A 26,403-nucleotide genomic window follows, 5' to 3' on the forward strand; every position below is an offset into this window, starting at 1 on the left:
AGAATTGAACTGAAGTTGTTAATTTAAAATCGTATTTTTACTGATATTATAACAGTAAGCGCTATCATATGCAGTACTGATTTTGTTAAACCTATTGGAGGGAAGACGAGAGTGAAAGAACCGCAGTTAGACAAGTATTTGACTCCTTATAAATGGGGAAAGCCGATATTGGCCGGCTCCGGAGTAAGCGGAGCCTTCGACAGCCATTCTGTAGATTGCCCGTTTGTCTTTAGGCACAATGATCAATTTTATATGATGTATATCGGCTTTGACGGGCTGGGGTATCAAACTGCTTTAGCCTGCAGCGACGATCTGCTCCATTGGAAACATGCAGCCGTTATTTTGAAGCGAGAAGAGCAATCTTCTCGTTGGGATCATATCGGAAGCGCCGGAAATTGGATATTGAAGGAGTCCGATAACCTCTTTGACATACCTGTTCTCAAGAAAGTAAACGGGCGTTATTGGATGGTATACCACTCCTATCCCGGATTCGGGTATGAATCCGGACCTGCGGAGATCGGACTGGCTTGGTGCGAAGATGAAAGCTTGCTGCAATGGAACAAGCTTGAGCATCCCGTGTTTAGTTGGAAGGATGGGGAGGATTGGGAGAGGGGCGGTTTGTACAAGGCCTGCCTAATCGAACACGAAAAATCCTACTACCTGTTTTATAATGCCAAAGACAATATACAGGGACAATGGTCGGAGCAAACAGGCGCTGCCGTATCCACGGACCTGATGAACTGGCAACGCCTGAAGAATAATCCAATTCTTTCGGTTTCTCCGGGACGCTGGGACAGTTTTTTCGTTTCGGATCCATTCATTGCGCAAGATAACGGATATTGGTTAAATTTTTATTTCGGTTATGACAAGCGTCATTCCCAGCAAGGATTGGCTTATTCTACCGACCTGGTTCATTGGAATAAATTTGAACACCCTATCATTCCGCACGGCAATACAGGATCGCTGGATGAAACGCATGCCCACAAAGCCAGCATCATTCACTACGATGGCGTTTTATATCATTTTTATTGTGCTGTACGGACTTATTGCGAAGGCGATATCACCGGAGGAGAGACAAATGAATTCCGGTGTATCACGCTGGCCTCTTCCCGCCCCTTGTGAAGAGGGTTTTACGCCTACTACGTTCTGCAATACCGTACAGTAAGTACAGCAAATGGAAGGTGGTTGGACAGCCGAATGGCGAGAATACAGAGAATTCATCTTAACCATGCGCCGGCGGACGTGGTGATCGCAGCCAAGGAATTATTACGGGATAGACCCTTCGAAATCGCGGACGATGGATTTCCGATTCAAGTCGAAGTCGCGCAAGGGCATCTAAGCGTGTCATGCACGGAAGAGAGCGGGCGAATCGTATACGAACGTAAGCATCAGTTTTTTCGAATGCTCGGTTTGTTTTTGGAAGCGTTTGCGGGATCGAGCAACTTTACAATCACCGAGGAAAGCCAGTTTGCATCCATGGGAATCATGTTCGACTTTTCGCGAAATGCCGTGTTCAAGGTGGATAGTATCCAACGTATGCTGCGGTATATGGCGTGGATGGGATTGGACCGGATGCTGTTGTATCTTGAGGATACTTATGAAATTCCGGAGCGCCCTTATTTCGGGTATATGCGGGGGAGATACAGCTTTGACGAGTTGAAGGCATGTGACGATTACGCGGATATGCTGGGCATCGAAATCGTTCCGGTCATTCAGACATTGGGACATGTAAGACAGGTGCTGAAATGGAATGAAGATCCCGGTATCGCGGATAACGGCGACATTCTGCTGGTAGGCCATCCCCAAACCTATGAACTGATCCGGTTAATGATTCAATCCGTGTCCGCCCCTCTTCGTTCGAAACGTATTCATCTTGGAATGGACGAAGCGGAGTATGTGGGTCTAGGGCACTACCTCAAGAAGCACGGTTATCGGAATCGCTTTGAGCTGATGACCGAGCATCTGAAGGCAGTGATAGACATCGCAGCATCTTTCAACCTCGAGCCGATGATTTGGAGCGATATGTATTTCAAATTCGCTTCCAAGAATGGCGGTTACTACGAGCGCGACACCGTATTGCCGGAAGAGGTTTTGTCGGTGATGCCCAAGGACGTCGACCTTGTATATTGGGATTATTATCACGACGACGAGGAGCATTACCGTTCCATGCTGAGGAAGCATAGAGGCCTCGGTTCCCGGAGTATGTTTGCGGGCGGACTCTGGACCTTCGCCGGGCTTCATTTCAATTACGATAAGACATATGCAACGTCCGAAGCTGCATTGTCAGCCTGCAAAGCGGAGCAGGTAGAAGAGGTGTTCGCTGCCATGTGGGGCGATGACGGAACCGAAACCAATTATTTCGCGGCGCTTCCGGGGATGCAGCTATACGCGGAGCATGCCTATGCGGGCACGGTCGGAGAAAGAAAGTTGGCCGACCGGTTCAAAGCGTGCACCGGCGCGTCCTGGCAGTCTTTCATGGATTTATCCGAGATCGATATTGTGAGTAATGTGAAGCGACCCAATCTCATTCCGGCTACTACGTCCAAAATATTGTTATGGCAGGATCTGCTTATCGGGTTATTCGACGGATGCGTGGAAGGGGCAGAGACGCCCCTGCATTACGGCAGGTTGCTGGCAAAGATGGAAGACAGCGCTGTGCGTTATTCGGAATGGAGATTCCTATTCGAAACGGCGGCACAATTATGCCATGTGCTGGAATTGAAGGGGGAGCTTGGCTTCCGGATAAGGCAAAGCTATTTGCGCGGCGATCGGGAGCAGCTGGCGGTTATCGCCGGAATTGTCTTGCCCGACTTGCAGCAGAGGGTAGAAGCTCTGCGCGTATCGCATGCCCGTCAATGGTTTTCGACCAGCAAGCCGTTCGGGTGGGAAGTCATTGACGTTCGATACGGCGGACTCGCGGCGCGTATTCGAACTGCAGTATCCCGCCTGAATGATTATGTCGCAGACACGATCGACTGCATCGAGGAGTTGGAAGCCGAACGATTGCCATTCGACCCGCATGCCGAGGGAGCCTTTCAATTCGGCTGTATGAATTCCTATGCCCGCATCCTATCTGCCAGCATGTAAGCGATTGATCGCTCTTAGAAACAAGCCAACCCGCGCGCGGAAGAGTTCTCAAACGTAAACCAAATCGAACGAGGGGTTTTAGACTATGGGAAGCCTATTATTCCGAAGCGTAAAGAAGAAATATGCCGGAGAAAACCGCTATTCGGTAGCAGATTTCAATCTGCAGGTAGAGGATGGCGAATTCCTGGTTTTGGTCGGTCCTTCGGGCTGCGGCAAATCCACCATACTTCGCATGATAGCGGGTCTGGAGGATATCTCCGACGGGGAAATTATCATTGGCAACGAATTGGTCAATTACAAGCCGTCGAGCGATCGCAATATCGCCATGGTCTTTCAGAACTACGCGCTTTATCCGCAGATGAGCGTTTATGAGAATATAGCCTTCAGTCTTCGCATGCGCAAAATGCCCAAGCCAAGCATACATGAACGGGTCAGGAATGCTGCCAAAATCCTGGAGATTACACCTTTGTTGGAGAAGCTTCCAAATCAACTGTCGGGAGGGCAAAGGCAGCGTGTCGCATTAGGGCGGGCGATCGTCCGCGAACCGGAAGTATTCCTGATGGACGAACCGTTATCCAACCTCGATGCCAAGCTTAGAGTGACGATGAGGGAGGAAATCATGAAGCTCCATCATCGGTTGAACACGACATTCATCTATGTAACGCACGATCAGATCGAAGCGATGACAATGGGAACACGGATTGTCGTGATGAAGGATGGAATCATGCAGCAGGTAGGTACCCCCCGGGAGATTTACTCCAAGCCTGCCAATATGTTTGTCGCAGCCTTCATCGGCTCCCCGCCGATTAACTTCATCGCGGGCGTCGTGCAGCAGCGCGACGGTAAGCTTTACTTCGAAACGAGACAGAGCTCGTTGCTGATTCCCGAGCATCTGAGGCATGAGTTGCTGCGCCGCCGTTATATCGATAAGCCGATCAAGATGGGCGTTCGGGCGGAGTCGTTGCAATGCTTGACGGAAGAAGAAATCGACGCCGACATGAACGGCGGCAACTATATCAAGGGCAAAGTGGACTTTTTGGAATTCATGGGAGCCGACGTATACGTACATGCCGACCTGACGCATTACAAGCTGACGGTCAGGACGGCTGCGGTCGATCGTTCTTACCAAGTTGGAGCGGACATCGTAATTGCCGTCAACATGAATAAAGTGCTGTTCTTTGATTCATTGACGGAGGAATTGTTGCAATGAGACGGCAAATGACGTTAATAATCAAACTGCTGCTTGCGCTCTTCCTAACCCTCGGGTCCGTCGAATCTCAGGCGATGAATGCCGATTCGTCTCCGGACAGCCAAGCGGAAGGCGAGAACGGGAATACTCCGGCAGAAGCGTCCGCGCAGCCCTTCATCGGAACGGCTGAGAATGTTCCGCCTCTTTATTCGCAGTGGAAGCTCCACGCGCTGCGGCAGACGTCCCCGATCCCGGCGACAGCAGCTCCTCTTGTGATTAAGGGGAGCGATTATACGGCATTATCCGATCCGGCCGCATTCACTCAGGGGGAAGAGGGCGCTTTGTCATGGAATTCGCATCGGGGCTGGGTAGAATGGGAATTCGAGATCCCGATGGAAGGGCTTTATAATTTAGGCCTTGTATACGACTCCTTGAATGACGAGGGTGTAGATATATTCAGAACGATCATGATCGACGGTGCACTTCCATATGCCGAGGCCGAGGGCATACGACTCAGGCGCAGTTTCGTTCATGCATCCTACCCGCCGAAGATAGATCGTTTCGGCAACGATATCCGACCGCCTTCCAGGGAGGAAGAGGGTTGGAAGAGCGAACGGCTGGCCAACTACGATACGGACGCATTGCCTCTGCTGTGGCACTTAACCAAAGGAAAGCATGTGATCCGGTTTATTGGCGTAAGACAGCCGATTCGCATCAAGGAGCTGTCTCTCCTGCCGCCGGTAATGTTGGATAGCGGGAATGCGCTGCAGGGAACCGGCGGAAAGCAGGACTGGATTCAGATCATTGAAGCGGAGAACATTGCCCGAAAGTCCAATTCCGGGATACAACTCCAATCTGTTAACGATGCCGGCATGTCTCCGGATTCCAAGGGTATGGTCCGCTACAACGCTTTAGGCGGTCCGTTGTTAAGAGAAAGCGGACAATGGGTCGAGTGGGTCGTGGAGGTCCCCGAGGACGGCAAGTACCAGATTGGGTTCAAATACTTGCAGTCTTACGTGAATGATTTTCCTTCCTATCGGCAGATTACGGTAGACGGCAAACTGATTACGCAGGACGGAAGCCCCTTCAAATTCAACTATGCAAATCATTGGAATGGATACAGCTTGTCGAATGCGAAGGGCGACACATTATTGATACCGCTCGCAAAGGGCAGGCATACGATTCGGATGACCATTACGGCAGCTCCGATCAAAGTTTTGCAAGAGCGGTTGCTGGCCCAGATGAGCGTTCTGTCCCGGTTGGAGCATGACATCCGTAAGATTACCGGGAACTTTGAGAAAAGCTTGACCGGCCGGGGCAACAGCGACGCGAACCGGGATTGGGACTTGGAAAAATATATGCCGCATCTAAGGGAAGACTTGAACGGCGTTATCGTAAACTTTGGTCTGCTTGCGGACGAATTGTCGGGCATGACGACGGGGAAATCAGAAATTGAAAGCGATATACGTACTGCGTCGGCGGATCTCGTCAAGCTGCGGGATAAAACGCGCGAGATTCCAAACCGACTGAATGTGTTCGTCAATATTCAGAATAAATTGAGTCTGCGGACCTACCAAATGCTCTATCAGCCGTTGATGCTGGATTATCTCTGGGTAGCGCAGGAGAAAGCGGACCTGCCTGATGCTGCACCGAGCTGGATCCAGCGTGCCGCATATGCGGTCAAAGCGTTCTACCGGACGTTTACGATCGATTACGACTTCAGAAGGAAGGATGAGAATGCAATAGATGTTTGGGTCAATCGCGGCCGGGATTATGTGAATCTCATTCAACAGCTTGCTGATGAGGACTTTAGTGCAACCACCGGCATTGCGGTCAATGTCAACATTGTTCCGGACCCTCAGCTGCTCATCCTGGGTAATGCGGCCGACATCCAACCGGACGTTGCGCTCGGCGTCGACCAAGCCGTTCCCGTCGATTTCGCTTCGAGAGGCGCCTTGGCCGATTTGACGAGCTTTAAGGACTATAACGAAGCTGCGCAGCAATTTCAGACGGAATCATTGCGGGTGTTCGAATATCAGGGCGGAAACTATGCGCTGCCTGAGGTGCAATCGTTCAATATGTTCTTTTATCGGAAGGATATATTGGCGCAATTGAAGATGAATCCGCCTAGTACTTGGCAGGAAGTGTATCGTCTTCTGCCGACATTACAGCAGAACGGATACGACTTTTATATAAATCCCAAGGACTACTTGACCTTTATTTATCAGAACGGCAGCGAACTCTATTCCCCGGACGGCATGGATACCGAGTTGGACAGTGAGAAGGCGCTCGCGGGATTTCGTCAATGGACCAATTTATTCTCCTTATATCGGTTGCCGCGCGAAGTGCCAAGCTTCTTTAATCATTTTAGATTAGGGGATATCCCAATGGGCATCGCGGATTACAACACGTATTTGTTAATCCAATTTGCGGCACCCGAATTAGCGGGCAAATGGGGAATGTTGCCCATTCCCGGTATGAAGCAGGAGGACGGTTCTGTTGTCAGATGGTCTGGCGGCAGCATGCAGGCAGGCGTCATCTTCAACAAGTCGGACAAGAAGGAACAGGCTTGGGAATTTCTGAAATGGTGGACGTCCTCTCAGACGCAATCGCGCTTTGGCGAGGATCTCGAAGCGATTTACGGTCCTGAATATCGATGGAACACAGCCAATGTAGAGGCGTTCAAGCGAATTCCATGGCCGGAAGAAGAGCTGTCGGCGCTTCTTGAACAGAAGAAGTGGTATAAGGAAGCCCCGCAGGTTCCAGGTGGCTACTTCACCGCGAGACAGCTGGACTTTGCCTGGAACCGTGTCGTGATCGAAGGTAAAAACGTCAGGGAATCTCTCGAGCTTGCGGCGGAAGAGATCAAGCGCGAGATGTACCGTAAACAGGTGGAATTCCATTTGCGGGATGAGAGAGGACAAATCATCAACCAAACGAAAAGCCCGGATTCGTTGGATGGGAGCAACAAGCCGTGAATGTGCGTATAAGGTTTACTGACCGAATGACAGAGCTGGGCAAGGAAATATGGAGCAGCCGACTATCCTATCTCTTTATAACGCCGTTTCTTCTATCCTTCTTTGCCTTTATCTTAGTTCCGGTATTTATGGCGGCTGGGCTGTCTTTCTTCCGGTACAATGCGATTTCGCCGCCCGTCTTTGTCGGCTGGAGCAATTTTCTCGACATCCTGGCCAGGGATAAAATATTTCTGCAATATGCCATACCGAATACATTTAAATTCGCCCTCATTGTGGGTCCGGGCGGATATGCGCTCTCCTTCGCGCTCGCTTGGCTGATCAATCAGCTGTCCAATAAGATTCGGGACTACTTCACGCTGGCGATCTATGCGCCTTCGCTCGTATCGGGGACGGCACTAACCGTGGTATGGCTAGTAATCTTCAGCGGTGACCGCGTAGGGTATATGAACAGTTTCCTTCTGGGGATCGGGGTGATCGACCAGCCGATTTTATGGCTCCAGAACCCCAAGCTTTTCATGAACATCATGATCGTCATTTCACTTTGGGCGAGTATGGGAGTCGGATTTCTCGCCATGCTTGCGGGACTTCAAACCGTCAACAAGGAGTTGTACGAAGCCGGCAAAATCGACGGTATTTCGAACCGGCTGCAGGAGATTCTGTTTATTACGATTCCGTCGATGAAGCCGCAAATGTTATTCGGAGCGGTCATGGCCGTAGTGGGCACGCTGAAGGCGGGGTTAATCGGCTCTATGCTGTCTATCTCCGTATCAGGAAATCCCATTACCCCCCAATACTCCGGCCATTTGATCATCAATCATATTGATGATTTCGCGCTTGTCCGCTATGAATTGGGCTATGCCGCGGCATTATCCGTGCTCTTGCTTCTCATCGTATATGGAGCGACCAACTTTTCATTCCAATTGTTCGGCTCTGATGAGGAGGAATAATTTATGCAAAGAATGATGCGTTCGTGGGGAAAGATCGATACGTTTCAGAAAATCGCATTCATGTTCTTAGTACTGCTGGCCGTCTTCATGGCGCTGCCGATCGTCTTTATCATGAACCATGCGTTCAAGCCGATCACGGAATTGTTCGCTTACCCGCCTACTTTTTTCGTCCGTCAACCGACGATGGAAAATTTCGATCAGCTTTTCTTGCGCTCGCATTCGATGGTGATCCCCTTCACGCGCTATTTGTTCAATAGTTTGCTGATTACCACGCTGACGGTCATCAGCGTCGTATTCGTCAGCGCGATCGCGGCTTACGCATTTTCCAAGCATCGATTTCCGGGCAAGAACGTTTTCTTCTCATTGACTATATTTGCACTGATGTTTGCGCCGGAAGCGGTCGTGATTCCGAGGTATCTCGTCATCGCGAATCTTGGCATTATGAACACCTATTTCGTTCATATCTTGCCGTTCATCGCCGCCCCGGTCAGCGTGTTCCTAATGAAGCAGTTCATCGATCAGATTCCCAAGGAGTTAATTGAAGCGGCAAAGATCGATGGCGCGAGCGAATTGAGGATTTTCAGCCGAATCGTCATACCGGTCTGCGCTCCGGCGATATCGACAATCGCGATTCTGACCTTCCAGGGTGCATGGCTGCAGACGGAATCCTCGGTCATGTTCACGCAAGTGGAATCCATGAAGACGCTGCCTTATTACATCATGACGTTGACGAACGGTTTGGCTAACAATGTGGTGGGGCAAGGCGTTGCAGCTGCAACGACATTGATTTTGTTCGTACCGAACCTCATTATTTTTTTAGTCTTCCAACGTAAAGTCATCGCTACCATGGCCCATTCGGGAATCAAGTGAGGAGGTTTGACATGAAGTACGCCAGACTTGGGCTTCCGTTGGTAGTAAGCTTGTTTTGTTTCCTGACTCTTGCGCCGGCCGTACATGCTCAACTTCCTTACAATACACTGTCAACCGATGCGGATGACCGGTTGATCTTGACTCAGGATGCTTATATACCTACATCGGTGATTGAAGGGTTTAACGCCCCGGAGGATTTATTCATAAGTGCTAAAGATGAAATATACGTGGCCGATACGGGTGCCGACCGGATCCGACATCTGGACCGCCATGGAGCGCTGATTCGTTCGATCCCTTTGGAGTCTGAGCTCGAAGGGGAGGGCTCGTTGCGTTCACCCGAAGGTGTCTTCGTGACGGATGAAGGCGAAATCGTCGTTGCCGATACGGGTCATCGCAGAATTGCTGTCTATGACGCGGACGGTCATTACAAGGGCCAGTTCAAGCAGCCGAACACCGAACTTCTGCCGAACAATTATGTGTTTCTTCCTTCCAAAGTGGTACTTGATCATCGTGGGTATATGTACGTCGCCAACAAAGGCGGCTATCAAGGATTGCTGCTCCTGACTCCCGAAGGGGATTTCAACTCCTTCTACGGCGCCAACAAAGCGCCCCGAAACTTCTTGGATATGCTGAAACGGAAGTTTTACACGGAGGAGCAGCTGAAAGAAGAGGACAGGAAGCAGCCTGGCGCCGTTACCAACATGTTCATCGACCGCGAAGGCTTCATCTATACCGTGAACCGGGATTTGCTGGAGGGGCAGTTGAAACGCTTGAACTCTGGGGGCGTTGATCTGCTGGGGAATATCAACTTTGCTCCGTGGGCGACTGCAACGAACAAGCTGTCTTTCCTGGATGTTTACGTCAATTCAAACGGAATGATGACGGCGATCGCCTCCAGCGGCCGAATCTATCAATATGATGCGAACGGCAAAATGATCTTCCGGTTCGGCAACAGAGATACGATCTCTCTGCGATTAGGATTATTTCGCAGCCCGACGAGCCTTGTAATAGATTCAAGAAACCGCCTGTATGTGGCGGATCGGGATTTAAACATGATTCAGATTTTCGAGCCGACGGAGTTTGGCGCAACCGTTCATGAGGCGCTCGCGATGTATGGCGACGGCAGATACACGGATGCCGTGCCGTTATGGAACCGGATCAGAGCGTTGAACGGAAAATTCAGTAAAGCTTTCCAAGGGATCGGGAAGGCTGAATACAAGGAAGGGCAATATATCGACGCGATGGAATACTTCAAGACTGCCCGGGATAAGAGCGGTTATTCAGACTCCTATTGGCAGGTTCGAATGAACGGCCTGGTCAACTATTTCGGTCCGTCGGTCAGCGTGATGCTCGCCATATGTGCACTATGGTCGTTCCTCAGACATCGCAGTCGGAAGAAGCGCAAAGAAAGGGCGAAGACATTAGATAAGGAAGGAATCGTCGCGCCATCTCAACGCACTCATAAGAATGGCTGGCTCGAATCACTGACATTCACATGGAGGGTCATTCGCCATCCCGTGAATGGAATGTATGATCTGGCGAACAGCCGGAACGTGAAATGGCAAGCGGCTGTGCTGTTGTTGCTTGTCGGATATGCAGTCTCCATCACCGGAAAATATGTTGTAGGCTTCTTATTCGAAACGACTCGTGTGGACGAAATGAGTGTAACGTGGGAAGCGATGCAATATTTTCTGCCGATTCTCACTTGGATACTGGGAAGCTACTTGATCGGCTCGATTATGAAGGGGGAAGCGACCTTCAAGAAGGTTGTGATCGTCAACTGCTATGCGCTCATGCCGATGATAGCGTTCACGTTGCCGGTCCAGTTGCTGTCGAATATGTTGACGTTGCAAGAAAGCATCATATACAGCTCTTGTACCAACCTGTTGCTGGGTTGGGTGCTTCTCCTGATGTTCTCCGGTTTGATCAACGCACAAAATTACAATTTGAAAGAAGCGTTGAGTATGACCACGGTATCTATCTTTACGGTTGCCTGCATATGGCTGTTCGGATTTTTTCTAATTCTGATATTTTATCAGGCCTACGATTTCGTATACCAGGTGGGACGGGAGTGGAAGGCAAATGTTTAGCAGATGGCTGCGAAAGAAAGCGGTAACCATAGCCGTTGTCCTCATCATCATGACTGCCTTCCTCTGGTTATACAGTCGGACGAAGCCCGTCGACGACGTTGGCGTGAATAGGGCCCTCGCCGTACAGTTTATGAATAGCCGGCATCTGGACAATACGTTATTCCCCGAGACCGTGAAATACGGAGGAACGATTTGGCAAGTAGGCTTCACTAGCAACAACGCTTCTCTATTGCTTGAACCCAAGACCGGTCAAATCGCAATCCTGAATAAAGAGACGGGTCGAATATGGAGCGGTTCGCCGACGGCCAGTGAATTATCGGAGGATGCAACGAAAGGCACCTGGAGCAGTAACTTGCAATCTCCATTCATCTTCAGCTATGTGAAAAAAGATCAAGTCAACGAGATGCTCTCCAGCCCTGTAGGCGAGGAGGCTGTGGTTTCATGGGAGCGGATGGATCAAGGCTTCGGCGTTTCCTATATGATGGACGAACTCGGCTTTCAGTTTTATGTGGAATATGCACTCACGCCTGACGGCTTCTCAGTCCACATTCCGGAGCACGGGATATTGGAATCGAAAGAAAACAAGCTGACGAATTATGAAATCCTTCCGTTTTTCGGCGCAGTATTGAAGGGGAAGTCGGACGGGTACCTCTTCGTTCCCGACGGTCCGGGAGGTTTGATTACCTTCAATAAGGACACGATCAAAAATATTCAACCTTACAGCTATCCGATATATGGCGATGATCGTGCGGCGCTTACCCATTCCAGCAACTCCATGCGTACGAATATTCTATATCCGGTATTCGGGATGAAACGAGGGAACGATGGGTTTATCGGCATTATGGAAGACGGTCAATTCCATGCGACGATCACAGCGTCACCGGCAGGCGTTACTACGGGTTTCTATCGCGTCAATGTAAAAATACCGCTAAGGCGCTTGTATGAAAGGCCGAGCAGTATGAGCAACTGGGTTCAAACGTACGAAAACGATATGCTGGCCGAGAGTGTAAAAATCCAATACGTACTCTTAGATGAAGGCCAAGCGGATTATGTAACCATGGCGCACGCCTATCGCAATTATTTGATCTCAAATACCGGCGTTGCTCCCTTGGCGCATCATCAGGAAGAGCCTCCGCTTTTCCTGGAGGCGCTGATGAGCGCTGCGGAGCCTACGATGATGGGGGATCGGCTCATTGTGGCGACAACCTTCAAACAACTGGAGGACATGGCAATAAAACTGAAGGAAGCAGGCGTGAAGAATTTGAAGATCGGCATCACCGGTTGGAATAAGGGCGGGTACCCCGGGAAACTGCCGGTCCGGTTTCCGATGGAATCTGCCATTGGCGGGAATGAGGGCTTCATAGCGGCAAGAGACAAGCTAAAACAGGAAGGAATACAGTTGTATCTAAATGACGATTATCAGAAGGCTTTTGCTAAAGGAGGCGGGTTCTCCTCTTCAAGGGACGGGGTATACGATATCAGCGGCAGACAATTCCAAGGCAAGTTGGCTTCGGATTGGTATGCGGAAGGCAGTGATTTCAATCTAATCAACCCGCGAATTATGAATGCGAGATACTTCCGTCAAGCACTTGAAACGTACGACAAGCTGAACATAGAAGGGATTGCGTTGGGGGGCGTGGCGGATTTCGTATTCAGCGATTTTCATCCCAAGAATCATATGACGCGCAAGGAAACGGCCCAGGAATTTATTAAGATGATGGATCAGGCCGAGCGTACAATCGGATACACGATGGTCGGTCCGGATGCGTTCGCTATCGGACACGCCGATCATCTTACGAATTTCCCGCTGATGGGGAATGGCGACTTTCTCGTCGATACGACGGTTCCGTTCTATGCGATTGCCTTACATGGGCTACTGACGTACTCTTCGGTACCTTCCAATCAACGAGCCAATCCGACAACCGACTTTCTTAAGGGAATCGAGTACGGGGCGCTTCCAAGCTTCATTGTGAGTCATATCGATTCCTCGGCCATGACGCGGACGATCTTCTCAAACTTTTATCAAACCCGTTTCGACAATATGGAGAAGCAGATCTCGAAGGAATACGATGCAATCCATCAAGCTTTGGGAGACGTATGGGACAAGGCGATCACCGGTCATCGGGAGGTGGCGGAAGGGGTTTATGAAACCGCCTATGAGACAGGAAAGTCGGTCTGGACCAATTACAACGATGTGGCCGTAAACTACGAAGGTGTAAAGATCGCCCCGATGTCGTTTGCGGTCACGACCGAAGGAAGGCAGCGATGAGCGATCAAAGCCTGAAACCGATGACAGCCGATGAGCATGCCAAGCTGCGGAAGCTGCGTTCTCTCCGGAATGCGAAGGACGGATACTTATTCTTACTCCCGTGGCTATTCGGATTTGCCGCTTTCGTAGCTTTTCCGTTGTTATTCTCCTTGTTCCTTAGTTTCCACAAGGTCGGAATCCGTCCCGACGGAGCAGGGTTTTCTTACAAGTTTATCGGCTTGGAGAACTTTACATACGCTTTTCTAGTGGACAATGTGTTTCCCATCGACATGATCAATTTCATACTCGAGGCAATCCTTGTCGTTCCTGTAACCGTTATCTTCGCTTTCCTGATCGCGATTCTGCTCAATCAACAGTTCTACGGGCGGTTCCTGTTTCGGACCATTTTCTTCCTTCCCGTCATCTTCGCTTCCGGAGAGGTGATTAAGGAGCTGTTCGCACAGGGACAGGGAAAGGCACCGTTGGAGCTTTATAACGTTCAAGGAATGATTGCGGACGTGCTTCCGGCGACGCTGGTTGAGCCGCTGCTGGGAGTACTCGGGAAACTCATTCTAATCTTCTGGTTCTCCGGCGTTCAGATCGTCATCTTTATTGCTGCTTTCCAGACCATTCCCGTCTCGACTTATGAAGCGGCGAGAATCGATGGCGCGACGCCGTGGGAGATTTTCTGGAAAATCACTTTCCCGGCCGTGACGCCGTTTATCCTGCTTACCTTTGTATACACCACAATCGACTTGTCTTCCAATCCGTTTAACCCGATTCTGGCTCACTTCAAGGGGAATATGCTTAAACCCGAGACAGGTTACGGTTATGTCAGCGCAATCGGTTGGATTTACTCGGCCATACTCTTTCTACTCGTGATTGTGTTTATTCTGCCAGCGAGTCGATTGTATAGGAAGAAGGTGAGACGATGAGAACCGGCAAGAAGCTGCGTCGAGTTGTCATGGGTCAGCATAAGAATGACGGTCTGCTTGTCAAAAGCTGCATATACACCATACTGGCCGCTACTTCCATCCTTTATCTGAATCCATTGTTGTATATGTTTGCGACATCGCTGCAGACGATTACCGATCTGATCGACCCTGCTGTAAATTGGATTCCTTCCGTACTGGAATTTAATAACTATAAACTGGCTTTCGAAGGCCTGCACTATAGGCAAGCCTTCCAGGATACCATCCTGATGTCCACTTGCGCCGCCGTGATTCAGGTATTTTCATGCGCCCTAACGGGATACGCTTTTGCGAGAATGCACATCCCGGGCAAAAGCCTCTGGCTCGGGCTGATCCTGCTCACGTTTCTGATCCCGCAGGAGATTCTGGTCATTCCTTTGATCATGTGGTACGCGAAGCTCGGTTGGTATAACACCATCCTTCCTTTTATTATTCCGACCTTCTTCGCGCAAGGATTGAAGGCGCCGCTGTTCATTTTGATCTTCCGCCAGTTCTTCTTAAGACTACCGCACGAACTAGAGGAATCGGCCCGCATGGATGGAGCGGGAGCCTTCCGCACGTATTTCACCATTATGTTACCTCTGGCGAAACCGTCGATGCTTGTCGTGTTCATCCTCTCCTTTGTCTGGCATTGGAACGACTATTTCCATGCGACCTTGTTTTTGCGGGGACAAGAATTCATGGCATTGTCAGTACAGTTGGAGATGCTGCAGAACAATCTCAATGTGTTGTCGGGCGACATGACCGGCACCGGCTATATCAGTTCAATCGACTTGAACGAGCCGATCAAGATGGCTGCTTCGAGTTTGATTATCCTCCCGCCGTTGCTGCTGTATATGATTTTGCAGAATTACTTTGTTCGCGGTATTGAACGTTCCGGCCTTGTCGAATAAGCTAGCCCCGGCGTGAACCCACTATGAGGGGAGGTGGTTTCCAGGCTTGCGCGGCAAGCTTTACGTCTGTTCGTACATCAGGCAAGACAGTCAACATGGCGGTATACAAGCAGGAATCAAAATTGGGAGGGACATGAACATGAAGAAAGCAAAGTCATCAAAGGTAATATTCATTCTTACGCTCGTGTTGGCATTGTTGGTTGTATCGGCTTGCAGCTCGAATTCAACAGGAAACGAACCTGCTCCGGCCGATCAGGATACGAATATCGCAGATGAATCGGCTCCGACAACCGATGAAGAGCCTGTGGTTGAAGAAGACAAGACGCCTGTAACGATTAAATTTACAAATTGGGCGAACAGCGAGACCTACAACAAAGTCAATGAAGCTTTCATGAAAAAATACCCTTGGATTACAGTAGAGTTCGTCTACTCCGGGGAAAAGGGCCCGCAAGGCACAGTCGAAGCAAGCATTGCCGCGGGCGACCCAATCGACGTGTATTTCGACGGTTCTCTCTCCGGTAACCTGAAAAGCAATTTGGCGGAGGATCTAACCCCATATATTGAGAAGGATGAGGAATTTAAAAATTACCCGTTCCTTGAAGGCATCATGGAGCAGTTCAATGTGGATGGAAAGCAGTGGGCATTGCCTCGCGGAACGGAAGCATTCTTGGTATTTTACAATAAAGACTTGCTTGAGGAATATGGCTTAGAGAAGCCCTCTAACGACTGGACTTGGGAACAAATGAGAGAGATGGCGATGAAAGCGACGGATCCTGCCAAAGGGCGTTTCGGTTTGGGTGGAGACGGAATCTTCTACATGTTCGGTTCTCCGGTATTGCCGATGGCGAACGGACATGCTCCTAATTTATATGCGCTCGATGAGACGAAAACCAAGAGCCTGGCAGATCAACCGGATGTCATGGACGATCTGCAATGGTTTGCAGACCTCGCGCTTAAGGACAAAGTTCTCTTGAACAAAGCAACCTCCGAAGCCAATAACATTAAAGAAGATCGTTGGTCCACAGGTAATGCGCTCTTTACCATCCACGTCAGCCCGCTGATGGAAACTTGGGATAAGTCGCTGGAATTCAATTGGGATGTTCTCCCTTTCCCAGCCGGAACAAGCAAGCAAGTCGGTATCATGTGGAACCAGCCTCTCATGATGACCAAGGCGAGCAAGCATAAAGATGCGGTTTGGAAATTCATGAAATTTTACACCACCTCTCCGGAAGCGCAGCAGATTTTCATGGAAAGAGCAACGCTGCTGCCGAACTCGAAGGATGCCAATATGAAGGAAGTGTTGACATCATTGCCGTTCTACGCGAAATATGACGTCAATGCGATTCTATATGCAGTAGATCATGCCGTACCGGATCCGTCCAGCTACATGAAGGGAGGCAATCTTGTTACCGCTTCGTTTAATGAATGGGTTGCGAACAAGTTGATTAACGAGAGTATGTCGGCTTATGACTATTTCCCGGCCGCAACTGAGAAATTGAACAACGATCTAGCTGCGCAATAACGGGTAAGCAGATAAAGATGCCCATGTTGGGCGTACATGAGAAAAGGTTGAGCAGCGTATGCTGCTCAACCTTTTCTTTACATCTTATCGCCGAATCGTGATTTTTGTACCGTTCGTCAGCGTCTCGGTTACGGTCAGCATGCCGCTTGCGTTGCTGGTTGCGGTCCGTGAAGTCGTCGTGCCGGTTGAAATGTTCAGTTTATCGATCGTATACGACGTGTTTGGAGCCAGATTGCCGATCAAGTAGGTCACCGTAGGACTGCCGGCATTCGGAGTTGTGATTTCCACTCGATCGTCCCAAACCTGAATGGTGTAATCCCGACCCTTGTAAGCTAACGTACTGACGGTTGCCGTCGTCATGCCGGTCGGAATGTTCGGGGCGATCGTCAGGCCGTCCTTGGAAGCGTCGATTCCCGCCACCGTATACAGGAATGAGGTTGGAACGAGTCCGGATTCCGGAAATTCGCCGGTTACTCCAATTCGGAATGCATACCCGTATGAATTATTCGGGTCGCGTCGCAGCTCGTCAACGCTATATTCGTTCGCTACGATCTTCATTCGGGCATAAGCGTTATCAATTCCCTTATATGCCGCACGCGCCAGGATGTCGTAAAATTCAGTGTAGAAAATGAAGCCGCCATTTTCCAGATGCTCATCCCAGCTTGCCGTCGAGTCTACAATGATGCCGCCCGGGTCCTGCCACCAAAACGGACTGCCGGTGCTTTCTATCTTCAACGTGTTGGCACGGGGAGCGACCGAATAGGCATAGATATCGCTGCCCGTCGATGTATCGCCGCTGATCGTACGGACGCCGTCGAGCCAATCGAAAATATCGTTGGCCTTCGTCGTCGAGTCGGCCAGGCCATAAGCAAGTGCCTCGAGATTGAGGAAGGTCAGGCCAAAGTCCCTTGTGACGTTGTTGATGTCAATTGTGGATACGTATCGTTTCTTCGTGCTGTCCCAGAATGTAGCGTTGAAGTTAGTCTTGACCGTCGCGGCAAGATTGGAATAGTAAGCCGCCTGTGTCGGATTTCCTTTTATCGCGTATAACTCGCTCATCGCTTTGCATGAAGCATAAAAGTAAAGATTGGTATAAGGATCCTTCCAGCCAAATCGGAGATTGTCCCAATAATTCGTCGGATGGCCGGTCTCCGGTGACGTCGTGCCGTCGCTTTCGCCGTTGTTAATGATAATGAGGCCGTTGGCTCCGTTCATGCTTGATGATTCCATAAAGGCCATCGCGTCCTGTACTTTCTGCCATACGGTCTTTCCGTTAGAGATGTCGCCGCCCGAATAGTTCGGGTTGTCATCTACTGTATCGAGATAACTGGGGTCGTCCCATACTGCAATCCGCCAAGCGGACAGAATATACAGCGGGTTGTTAGCAATATGCAGCGAGTTGCCGCTCGGCCAGCGTGGATTATCGACCCAGGACCATAGGAAGCCATCAGAGCTTTGCGCATGGTTTCGCACTTTCGTTTTCAATTCGTTTTTATAGGCCGTATCGTTGGTCCACATGATTTTCCGAGCGACCCATTCAAAATAGGTAGGTTCATTTCCGAATTTAAAGACAGCATCGGTGCCATCGTCGACTGCCCCGAATTGCAGCCACATGTTATTCCAGTTTTGATCGAAGTCGCCGCCTGCATCGGTAGCGAACGGAGACCCGGATAGACCGGCTGCCTCTGCCAGCTGGAAGTAATAATTGTTGAAATTATCCGGCCCGAGTTTCGTCGCTACCGCCCGGAGCGCTTTGGCCTTCACAGGCGAGAAGGTGAAGGTTTGCACCGATGAACCCGGGTTCGGATAGTTCGTGTAGCTTTGGCCGGGGATATTGATGAAGGTCGTTCCATCTGTGCTGTATTGCAGATGGAAGTCGACCGGAAAGCCCCATCCGTCGGTTCTTGGCGTGAGCACGAGATTGGTAAAAGTATATTTCTTGGGATAGACGAGCGTAAAATATTCCGTAAAACCGTTCGTTGCATGATTGACCGAAGACCACATGTCCGTCGTTAGGTTATTGACCAGCAATTCCGGAGCATATCCCGGTAGGTGGCTGGAAGCGTTCAGCGCGCTGGCCGTTACCCGCCGGTCGCTTGCAACAGTCGCCTGTTCGACGGTTATTTCCGAAACCTGAAGATAAAAATTGTTATAATTGTCCGGTGCGAGCTTCGTCGCCTTCAGCTGAATGTAAAGGGCGTCAATCGGCGAAGTGAAGTCCAACACGACCATGTTGGATCCGGGATTCGGAAAAGCCGTTCTCGAAGAGCCCGGTGCGGTTGTCCAGGGACCGCTGGCGGAGTCGCTATATTGAATGCTGAAATCTACCGGGAATCCGAATCCTTTCTCACGAGGATAAATCTTCACGCGTGTTATTCCGAAATGTTTCTGTCCGAGGTGCAGCGTTACATGTTCGGCAAATGAAGGTCCTGTATGCGCCGCGCTGGAGAAGAAGTCAAAGATCTTGCCGTTAATGGCTTTGTCGGCCTGAGTGCCTGTTGAAGCATAGCTGGAGGAATAGGCGCTCCAAGGCCGAATCTTCATCGCGCCTGCTGTCGGGGTTATTAGAGAAACCACCAGGCAGGCAACAAGCAGGGCACAAAAGTTTCTGAACATAAACAAACCTCCTTTAATTCGTATTGTGACATTACAAGGCCTTTTGATCCCACCTTAAAGTAGAGTACTGGCAGGTTACCTCCTTACCAGATCAGTCTAAAATGAAGGCGCTCTCATTTTCAACGTTGATTCAGACGAGATATGCGTTGGATCAGCACTCCGTATTTTTGCTTGGAACAAGGTGATCTGCCCGTGACATATGACGAATGAAATAAAAACAATGTTCCGGCTTTGATAGAAGATGGTCGAATAAGACGTTATTCATTGTCGATCGGACTCCCGCGATGCCGTTCATTCAATATCGGATAATGCCAATCGTTGGTCGGTTCCTGTCATTCTCTAAAGATTTGTAACAGGTAAAATAAAGAAGCAGAAGTCATAGGAGGTGAAACTTCTTCTTTGTCATCGGAGCAAGCAGGAAGTCGCCGGTTACGATTCAGTAAGTTGGCATTCCATCATAATAAGGGAGGGATTGATAATGAAAGGTAATACCAACGGATTATGGTCATCCAAGTATCACGTTGCTTTCTTTTTCTTGATTTTGGGTTGCTTCTTCCTTCTGCCGAATTCTGGACATGCCGTGGGCGGCGGTGGTTGGACTAAGCTTTACTTCAGTAACGAGGCACCCACGGATTCCATGATTTCCGCCGGTGAAACAAGGGGCGAGCAGTTCTTCTCCGCCAATACATTTAATTCACTTAGAGTCTTGTGCCCCAGTTATGCAAACAATATTGGCAGTCTGACGCTGACGTTGTACCGATGGAATACAGATTACGCGACGACGGTTGCGGGAACGTCCATTGCTTCTCAGACCTATACGAATTTCGCGGACAATAGCTGGCTGCAATTGAATTTCACACCTCAAGCCTCGGGAAGTTATTTATGGGTGCTCAGTAATCCGGTCGAAACCGTAGGCGTATGGACGTTTACGTCGAGCACACATCCCTCGACCGCTTACTTGAATGGGAGCACCTCGGGTCTTGCCGGATATGATTATGCCTCTGAAATATTCGATCTCGGAACAGCCCCGAATGTCGTTCCCAGTTTACGAGAATGGCAAAGCGACATAGGTGATTTTACGCTTACGACCGGTTCTCGGATCGCAATCGACAGTGCATATAACACCGTTCTTGCCGATACGGCCAACACGTTCAAGGAAGACATCCTGGCGCTTACCGGCCGCACGCTCAACATCGTGACGACAACTAGTCCCGCGGCAGGAGATTTCTATCTTACGCTCAATAATACGGATTCAGGTATCGGCAGCGAAGGTTATATTATGCAAGCGGCCGATTACGTTACGATCAAGGCCAATAGCGCCAAAGGCGTTTTTTATGGTACGCGTACGGCTCTTCAGCTCCTGAATCAGAGCCCGGACAAGAGCGCAATCCCGAAAGGCACGACAAGGGATTATCCGAAATATCAGGAACGCGCATTCATGCTTGACGTGGCGCGCAAATATTTTTCGGTTGACAGCATAAAAGATTTCATTAGGTTTCTTTCATGGCATAAAATGAATGACCTGCACATCCATTTTTCGGATAACGAAGCTTTCCGACTCGTCAGTACGACCTACCCGGGACTCGCTGCCGCCCAAAGTTATACCCATGCGGATTTGCAGGATATCCAAGATTTCGCCCGCAAGTATCATGTCACGATAACGCCGGAAATCGATCTGCCCGGACACGCAACTTCCATCACCAACTATATGCCCTCCATCAAGAATCAGACTTGGAGCGACGTGGTAGACCTCTCGCTTCCGGATACGTTTACCTTCGTGAACAACATTCTCGATGAGTTCGTCCCTTTATTCGAGGCGCCCGATTTCCATCTGGGCACGGACGAAACGCCAAATGATGCCCGAGGATTCCCGTATTTCGAGCGTCACGTGGATGATGATGCCCGCACATATAATTATGCGCTTTCCCAAGGGTACTCGACGGCAGGCGAGCTGTACCGCAAGTTTATCAATGATTACAACAGCGTTCTGAAGAGCAAAGGAAAGAAGACAAGGGTATGGGCCTGGTTCGACACTCTACCGGGCAATATTCCGATCAGCAACGACATCGTATACGACGCCTGGATGGCGGACGGGATCCAATCTGTATCCCAGAGAGGCTTTGGCATTATCAACTCGTCTGCCAGGTACCTGTATAGTGTTCCAGGCACAGGGTGGCAAACCGATCCTGTCTATCTGTATCAGACGTGGAAACCGCACATGTTCGACTCTTTCAATACGTCCGAACAGTTGTCAGCTGCAGATCCGAACATTCTCGGAGTCAAATTCAACAACTGGAATGACATCTCGCTGGCCCTTGGTTTTACGGAGCAAGAAGTCGCCAAAGTCGTGGCGCAACCCTTGAGAATCGTTGCCGAAACCACATGGGGAGGTCCCAAATCGGTTGAAGGCTATCGAGCATTTCTGAACCGTTCGGCGCTTGCGGGAGAACCTCCGGGACTCATTACGACGGGAGGGAATGCGCCGATCAACCTGGCATTGACAAGATCCGTAGCGACTTCTTCCGACGCGAATGGCAATCTTGCAGGCATGTATGCCGTGGACGGAGCGGTGGCGACAAGGTGGTCCAGCGCCGAAGGCATCGATCCGCAATGGATTTACGTGGATTTAGGCGCGCCTTCGAATTTCAACCGAGTGAAGCTGAATTGGGAAACGGCCTACGCGCGTTCGTATACGATTTCCGTATCCGACGATGCATCGAACTGGACGACCGTCTACCAGACAACTTCCGGAGACGGCGGGATCGACGAAGTCAGCTTCCCCACCGTTTCCGCGAGATACGTAAGAATGCACGGTACGCAGAGAGGGACGGATTGGGGGTATTCGATTAGAGAATTAGGCGTCTATTACGACCTGACCGTCGGCAACAATTATGCATGGAACAAGACGGCAACTGCGTCCTCCGTATACCCGGCATGGACGAATCCCTCCCATGTGCTCGACGGGAACGAAGCGACCCGATGGTCCAGCGATGAAGGCGAAGATCCGCAATGGATCAACATCGATCTCGGTCAGAACAGAACTGTAAACAGAGTCAGGCTGAATTGGGAAGCGGCCTATGCCAAGTCCTACAAAATCCAATTGTCGACGGATGCCGTGAATTGGACGGACGTCTACTCCACAACGAACGGAAACGGCGGCATCGACGATATCGAGTTTGCGGAAGCAAGCGCAAGATACGTGAGAATGTACGGAACGGAGCGAGGGACGGTCTTTGGGTACTCGCTATACGAATTTGGCGTTTATTACGATAGTCCCGCACAGACGAATTTGGCGCTTGATAAGGCGGCAACCGCGTCCGGGACGTACCCCGCAGGAAACGTAGCCGGCAACGCAACCGATAGCAGCATGGCGACAAGATGGTCGAGTCCGGAAGGCGTCGATCCCCAATGGATCTACGTTGACCTTGGCTCGGTACAGAGCTTGAATAGTGTTAAGCTTTATTGGGAATCCGCATATGGCAAAACCTATAAAATTCAGGTTTCCGATAATGCGACAAGCTGGACCGATGTGTATCAGACGATATCCGGGGATGGAGGCCTCGATACCATTCGCTTCCCGACCGTGAACGCGAGGTACGTACGAATGTACGGTATGGAGAGAGGCACCGGATGGGGATATTCCTTATACAGCTTTAACGTGTACTCGAACTGAATCGGGAAACTTAAAAAAGTGCGTATCCTGCATCAGGATACGCACTTCCTCTTTCGGGGATAACCCCCGGATGTAATGACCCGCATCGGGCGGTTGCGATCGATAATAGCTAAGCTTTTCGGGAATGCATTTCTTCCCTGTACTTGCTTGGAGAACATGTAACCTTGCGAACAAAAAGTTTCGTGAAAAATGACGGATCCTCATATCCGACTTTAGCTGCGATGTCTACGACCCTGTCATGAGTATGCAGTAAGAGTTGCTTCGCTCTTTCGATCCGGACGTAGTGCAGCATCTCCAAGACGGTCTTGCCCGTTTCCTGCTTGAATAAGCGGTTCAGGTGCCGACTACTGACTCCCAGGAGTGCAGCCAATTGGTCGATGCATTTCTTTTGCTCCGAATTTTCTTCGATATACTGATAGATTTTGCTGATTAGGACCGACCTTGGATGGTGTTGTTGCGCGTGTACGGATTTCTTTTTTTGACTGGCTTCATCTTGAAACCGGATCAACAAATGGAAGAGCTCGAACAGTTTAAGCCGCAGGACGGTGCTTGCGAACTCTCTGTTTTGCGTCTGTTCCTCGAGCATTGCTACCAGCAATATTTCGATACGTCTCGCGTCGGATAGCCCAAGCTTCAATCGGGGGTGAAATTCATCCTCTCTATTGAAGAAAGGGTGCAGCAAAAAAGTTTCGATTTGATCTTGAGCGTCGATTGCTCTCTTCCACGGCGGATCAAGTAGTTCAGGTACGAAAAGGCAGTTTATCAATTCGAAGGATGCCCCTTCATCGAGTATATAGGTGTGGAAATGACCGGGACGGATTAGGATCATGTCGCCTGCATGAAGGGGATAATACTTGTTTTCGTAATAATGAGTGGTGTGTCCATGAACGACGTATACGAGTTCATAAAATTCATGATCGTGTACGGGAGGGAGATCTTGTAAAAAATGAATTTTACGCTCGATATAGACGGGGAAATTTCGGGGATCCTTAAGGTACAAACTGGATTGCAAGGTATACGTCATAAATACAACCCCTTTGAATGGCGTCTCATGTAAAGTTAGTATTATTATACAATGAAAGCGGATACACAAATAGATGAGTAATTGATCGCCATTATGATAAATAGGGCTATCCCTCAGTCGCCAGTACGAGTTTCTCCAGGATCAATTCAACCAATTGCGTGATTGGAGCGCCGGGGGAGGTAGAGGGTTCGCGGCTCCTTTCTAAGGTGATTTCCTCTAGTGGAGAGAGTAGGTAAAGTCGCAGCGGAGCGGGGAATGACGAGAGAATAAGTGGAATAAACGAGTTCCTGAACAGAAGGAATCAGCTTTGAAAGAAGCGTAGGGAGAGTAGGGAGAGGTGCAGAGAAAAGCCAGGGGCGATGGTGGCGGGGCGGCGAAGGGCATCGGGCGAAACAAAGCGAGTTTGGAGGAACGCGCAAAAAGAACCGCCGAGGCGAGGAGCCGTCGGCGGTTCTGGGCGAAGCATATGCAAGCGCGGAGCGCTGCAAAAAATTAGATTTTCATGACGCCGCCCATGGAAGCGTTGGTAACGAGCTTGGAGTAGCGCGCCAGGTAGCCGGTGCGCACTTTCGGCTCGAATTCCTTCCACTCGGTCTTGCGGCGCTGCTCGAGCTCTTCGTCGCTCACTTCGAGCTTGATCGAACGGTTGTTCAGGTCGAGCTCGATCATGTCGCCGTCGTGCACGAACGCGATCGGGCCGCCTTCGGCCGCTTCCGGCGAGATGTGACCGATCGAGATGCCGCGCGACGCGCCGGAGAAGCGGCCGTCGGTGATAAGGCCGACCTTCGCGCCGAGGCCCATGCCGACGATCTGCGACGTCGGGGCGAGCATCTCCGGCATGCCGGGTCCGCCCTTCGGTCCTTCGTAGCGGATGACGACGACATGGCCTTCCTTCACCTTGCCGTTCGCGATGCCGCTCAGCGCCTCTTCCTGCGAGTCGAAGCAGATCGCCGGACCGCGGTGGTAACCGCCGACGGACTTATCGACCGCGCCGACCTTGATGATCGCGCCTTCCGGAGCGAGGTTGCCGAACAAGACGGCGAGGCCGCCGCGCTCGCTGTGCGGGTTGTCGATCGGGCGAATGACTTCCTTATTCAGGATGTCGCAGCCCGCGACGCTCTCGCGCAGCGTCTTGCCCGTAACCGTCATCTGATCCGGATGCAGCGCGCCTTCCTTCTTCAGCAGCTCGTTCAGCACGGCACTGACGCCTCCGGCCAGATGCACGTCTTCGATGTGCCAGTCGGACGCCGGCGCGATCTTCGCCAGATGCGGCACGCGCTCGGCGACTTCGTTGATGCGTTCGATCGGGTAGTCGAAGCCAGCTTCTTGCGCGAGCGCGAGCGTGTGTAGCACGGTGTTCGTGGAGCCGCCGAGCGCCATGTCGAGCGCGAACGCGTTGTCGATCGTCTCGATCGTAACGATATCGCGCGGCTTGAGGTCCATCTTGATGAGCTCCATGAGCTGCATAGCGGACTTCCGTACGAACTCGCGTCGCTCCGGCGCGATCGCGAGGATCGTGCCGTTGCCCGGGAGCGCGAGGCCCAGCGCTTCCGCGAGGCAGTTCATGGAGTTCGCCGTGAACATGCCGGAGCAGGAGCCGCACGTCGGGCAGCCGTACTGCTCGAGCTCGGTAAGGCTCTTCTCGTCGATCTTGCCCGCTTGATAAGCGCCGACGCCTTCGAAGACGGACGACAGCGAGATCGAGCGGCCGTCGGACGTCTTGCCGGCCTTCATCGGGCCGCCGGAGACGAACACGGTCGGAATGTTGACGCGAAGCGCGCCCATCATCATTCCGGGCGTGATTTTGTCGCAGTTCGGGATGCATACCATACCGTCGAACCAGTGCGCCGAGACGACCGTCTCGAGCGAGTCGGCGATGATTTCACGGGACGGCAGCGAGTACCGCATGCCGATATGGCCCATCGCGATGCCGTCGTCGACGCCGATCGTGTTGAATTCGAACGGGACGCCGCCCGCTTCGCGAATCGCTTCCTTCACGATCTTGCCGAATTCCTGCAGGTGGACGTGACCCGGGACGATGTCGATATATGAATTGCACACCGCGATGAACGGTTTGTCGAAATCTTCTTCCTTCACGCCTGCCGCCCGAAGCAAGCTTCTATGCGGTGCACGGTCGAACCCGCGCTTGATCATGTCCGAGCGCATCTTAGCTTTAGCCATGCTTATATCTCTCCTCCGTCCTTGTCTTCGAAAAAAAGTGGCATATTACATTCGAGTGTAACATATTTATGTACGTTGCGACATGAGGAATCGGAAAAAAGATATGGCAAAGCC

The 26,403-nt window shown here is 50.8% G+C and carries 15 protein-coding genes; 12 read left to right on the top strand and 3 right to left on the bottom strand.

All coding sequences use genetic code 11. The annotated features are described in order from the left end of the window. The first annotated feature begins 111 nt into the window (after positions 1 to 111). The 11 genes from RIN49_RS10950 (at position 112) to RIN49_RS11000 (ending at position 16,795) form a co-directional block, all read left to right on the top strand. A complete protein-coding gene (locus RIN49_RS10950; RefSeq protein ID WP_309120205.1) occupies positions 112 to 1,122 on the top strand; it encodes a glycoside hydrolase family protein in 1,011 nt (336 codons plus the stop codon). A 75-nt stretch (positions 1,123 to 1,197) separates the two neighbouring features. Continuing rightward, positions 1,198 to 3,087 carry a beta-N-acetylhexosaminidase gene (locus RIN49_RS10955; protein WP_309120206.1) on the top strand — a complete coding sequence of 630 codons (1,890 nt, stop codon included), beginning with the start codon at positions 1,198 to 1,200 and terminating at the stop codon, positions 3,085 to 3,087. An 85-nt stretch (positions 3,088 to 3,172) separates the two neighbouring features. Continuing rightward, entirely contained in the window at positions 3,173 to 4,297 is a 1,125-nt protein-coding gene (locus RIN49_RS10960; RefSeq protein ID WP_309120207.1) for an ABC transporter ATP-binding protein, read from the top strand. Next, complete coding sequence (locus RIN49_RS10965) at positions 4,294 to 7,254, top strand: extracellular solute-binding protein (RefSeq protein ID WP_309120208.1); 2,961 nt, start codon at positions 4,294 to 4,296, stop codon at positions 7,252 to 7,254. The genes RIN49_RS10960 and RIN49_RS10965 overlap by 4 nt, the downstream gene beginning before the upstream one ends. 26 nt (positions 7,255 to 7,280) lie before the next feature. Further along, complete coding sequence (locus tag RIN49_RS10970) at positions 7,281 to 8,201, top strand: carbohydrate ABC transporter permease (protein WP_309120209.1); 921 nt, start codon at positions 7,281 to 7,283, stop codon at positions 8,199 to 8,201. A 3-nt stretch (positions 8,202 to 8,204) separates the two neighbouring features. Next, complete coding sequence (locus tag RIN49_RS10975) at positions 8,205 to 9,071, top strand: carbohydrate ABC transporter permease (RefSeq protein ID WP_309120210.1); 867 nt, start codon at positions 8,205 to 8,207, stop codon at positions 9,069 to 9,071. An 11-nt stretch (positions 9,072 to 9,082) separates the two neighbouring features. Then, entirely contained in the window at positions 9,083 to 11,161 is a 2,079-nt protein-coding gene (locus tag RIN49_RS10980; RefSeq protein WP_309120211.1) for a YIP1 family protein, read from the top strand. Continuing rightward, positions 11,154 to 13,430, top strand: coding sequence for a DUF5696 domain-containing protein (locus tag RIN49_RS10985; RefSeq protein WP_309120212.1), 2,277 nt, complete (start codon positions 11,154 to 11,156; stop codon positions 13,428 to 13,430). The genes RIN49_RS10980 and RIN49_RS10985 overlap by 8 nt, the downstream gene beginning before the upstream one ends. Further along, entirely contained in the window at positions 13,427 to 14,344 is a 918-nt protein-coding gene (locus tag RIN49_RS10990) for a carbohydrate ABC transporter permease (RefSeq protein ID WP_309120213.1), read from the top strand. Before RIN49_RS10985 ends, RIN49_RS10990 begins: the two co-directional genes overlap by 4 nt. Continuing rightward, positions 14,341 to 15,273 (top strand): carbohydrate ABC transporter permease, encoded by a 933-nt coding sequence (locus RIN49_RS10995; RefSeq protein ID WP_309120214.1) that lies wholly within the window; start codon positions 14,341 to 14,343, stop codon positions 15,271 to 15,273. Before RIN49_RS10990 ends, RIN49_RS10995 begins: the two co-directional genes overlap by 4 nt. A 139-nt stretch (positions 15,274 to 15,412) precedes the next feature. Continuing rightward, complete coding sequence (locus RIN49_RS11000; protein WP_309120215.1) at positions 15,413 to 16,795, top strand: ABC transporter substrate-binding protein; 1,383 nt, start codon at positions 15,413 to 15,415, stop codon at positions 16,793 to 16,795. Between the two features lie 84 nt (positions 16,796 to 16,879). Here RIN49_RS11000 and RIN49_RS11005 read toward each other — a convergent pair whose 3' ends face one another. Then, on the bottom strand, positions 16,880 to 19,411 hold the full coding sequence (locus tag RIN49_RS11005; protein WP_309120216.1) for a discoidin domain-containing protein: 2,532 nt from the start codon (positions 19,409 to 19,411) through the stop codon (positions 16,880 to 16,882). A 478-nt stretch (positions 19,412 to 19,889) separates the two neighbouring features. Here RIN49_RS11005 and RIN49_RS11010 point away from each other — a divergent pair, with 478 nt between their 5' ends. Beyond that, on the top strand, positions 19,890 to 23,084 hold the full coding sequence (locus tag RIN49_RS11010; protein ID WP_309120217.1) for a discoidin domain-containing protein: 3,195 nt from the start codon (positions 19,890 to 19,892) through the stop codon (positions 23,082 to 23,084). A 109-nt stretch (positions 23,085 to 23,193) separates the two neighbouring features. Here the strand turns inward: RIN49_RS11010 and RIN49_RS11015 are convergent, their stop codons facing one another. Next, a complete protein-coding gene (locus RIN49_RS11015; protein ID WP_309120218.1) occupies positions 23,194 to 24,108 on the bottom strand; it encodes a helix-turn-helix domain-containing protein in 915 nt (304 codons plus the stop codon). A gap of 492 nt (positions 24,109 to 24,600) precedes the next feature. Continuing rightward, positions 24,601 to 26,289 (bottom strand): dihydroxy-acid dehydratase, encoded by a 1,689-nt coding sequence (ilvD, locus tag RIN49_RS11020; RefSeq protein ID WP_309120219.1) that lies wholly within the window; start codon positions 26,287 to 26,289, stop codon positions 24,601 to 24,603. Between the last annotated feature and the right edge of the window lie 114 nt (positions 26,290 to 26,403).

Source organism: Paenibacillus sp., assembly GCF_031177825.1.
Classification (GTDB): Bacteria; Bacillota; Bacilli; order Paenibacillales; family YIM-B00363; genus Paenibacillus_AE.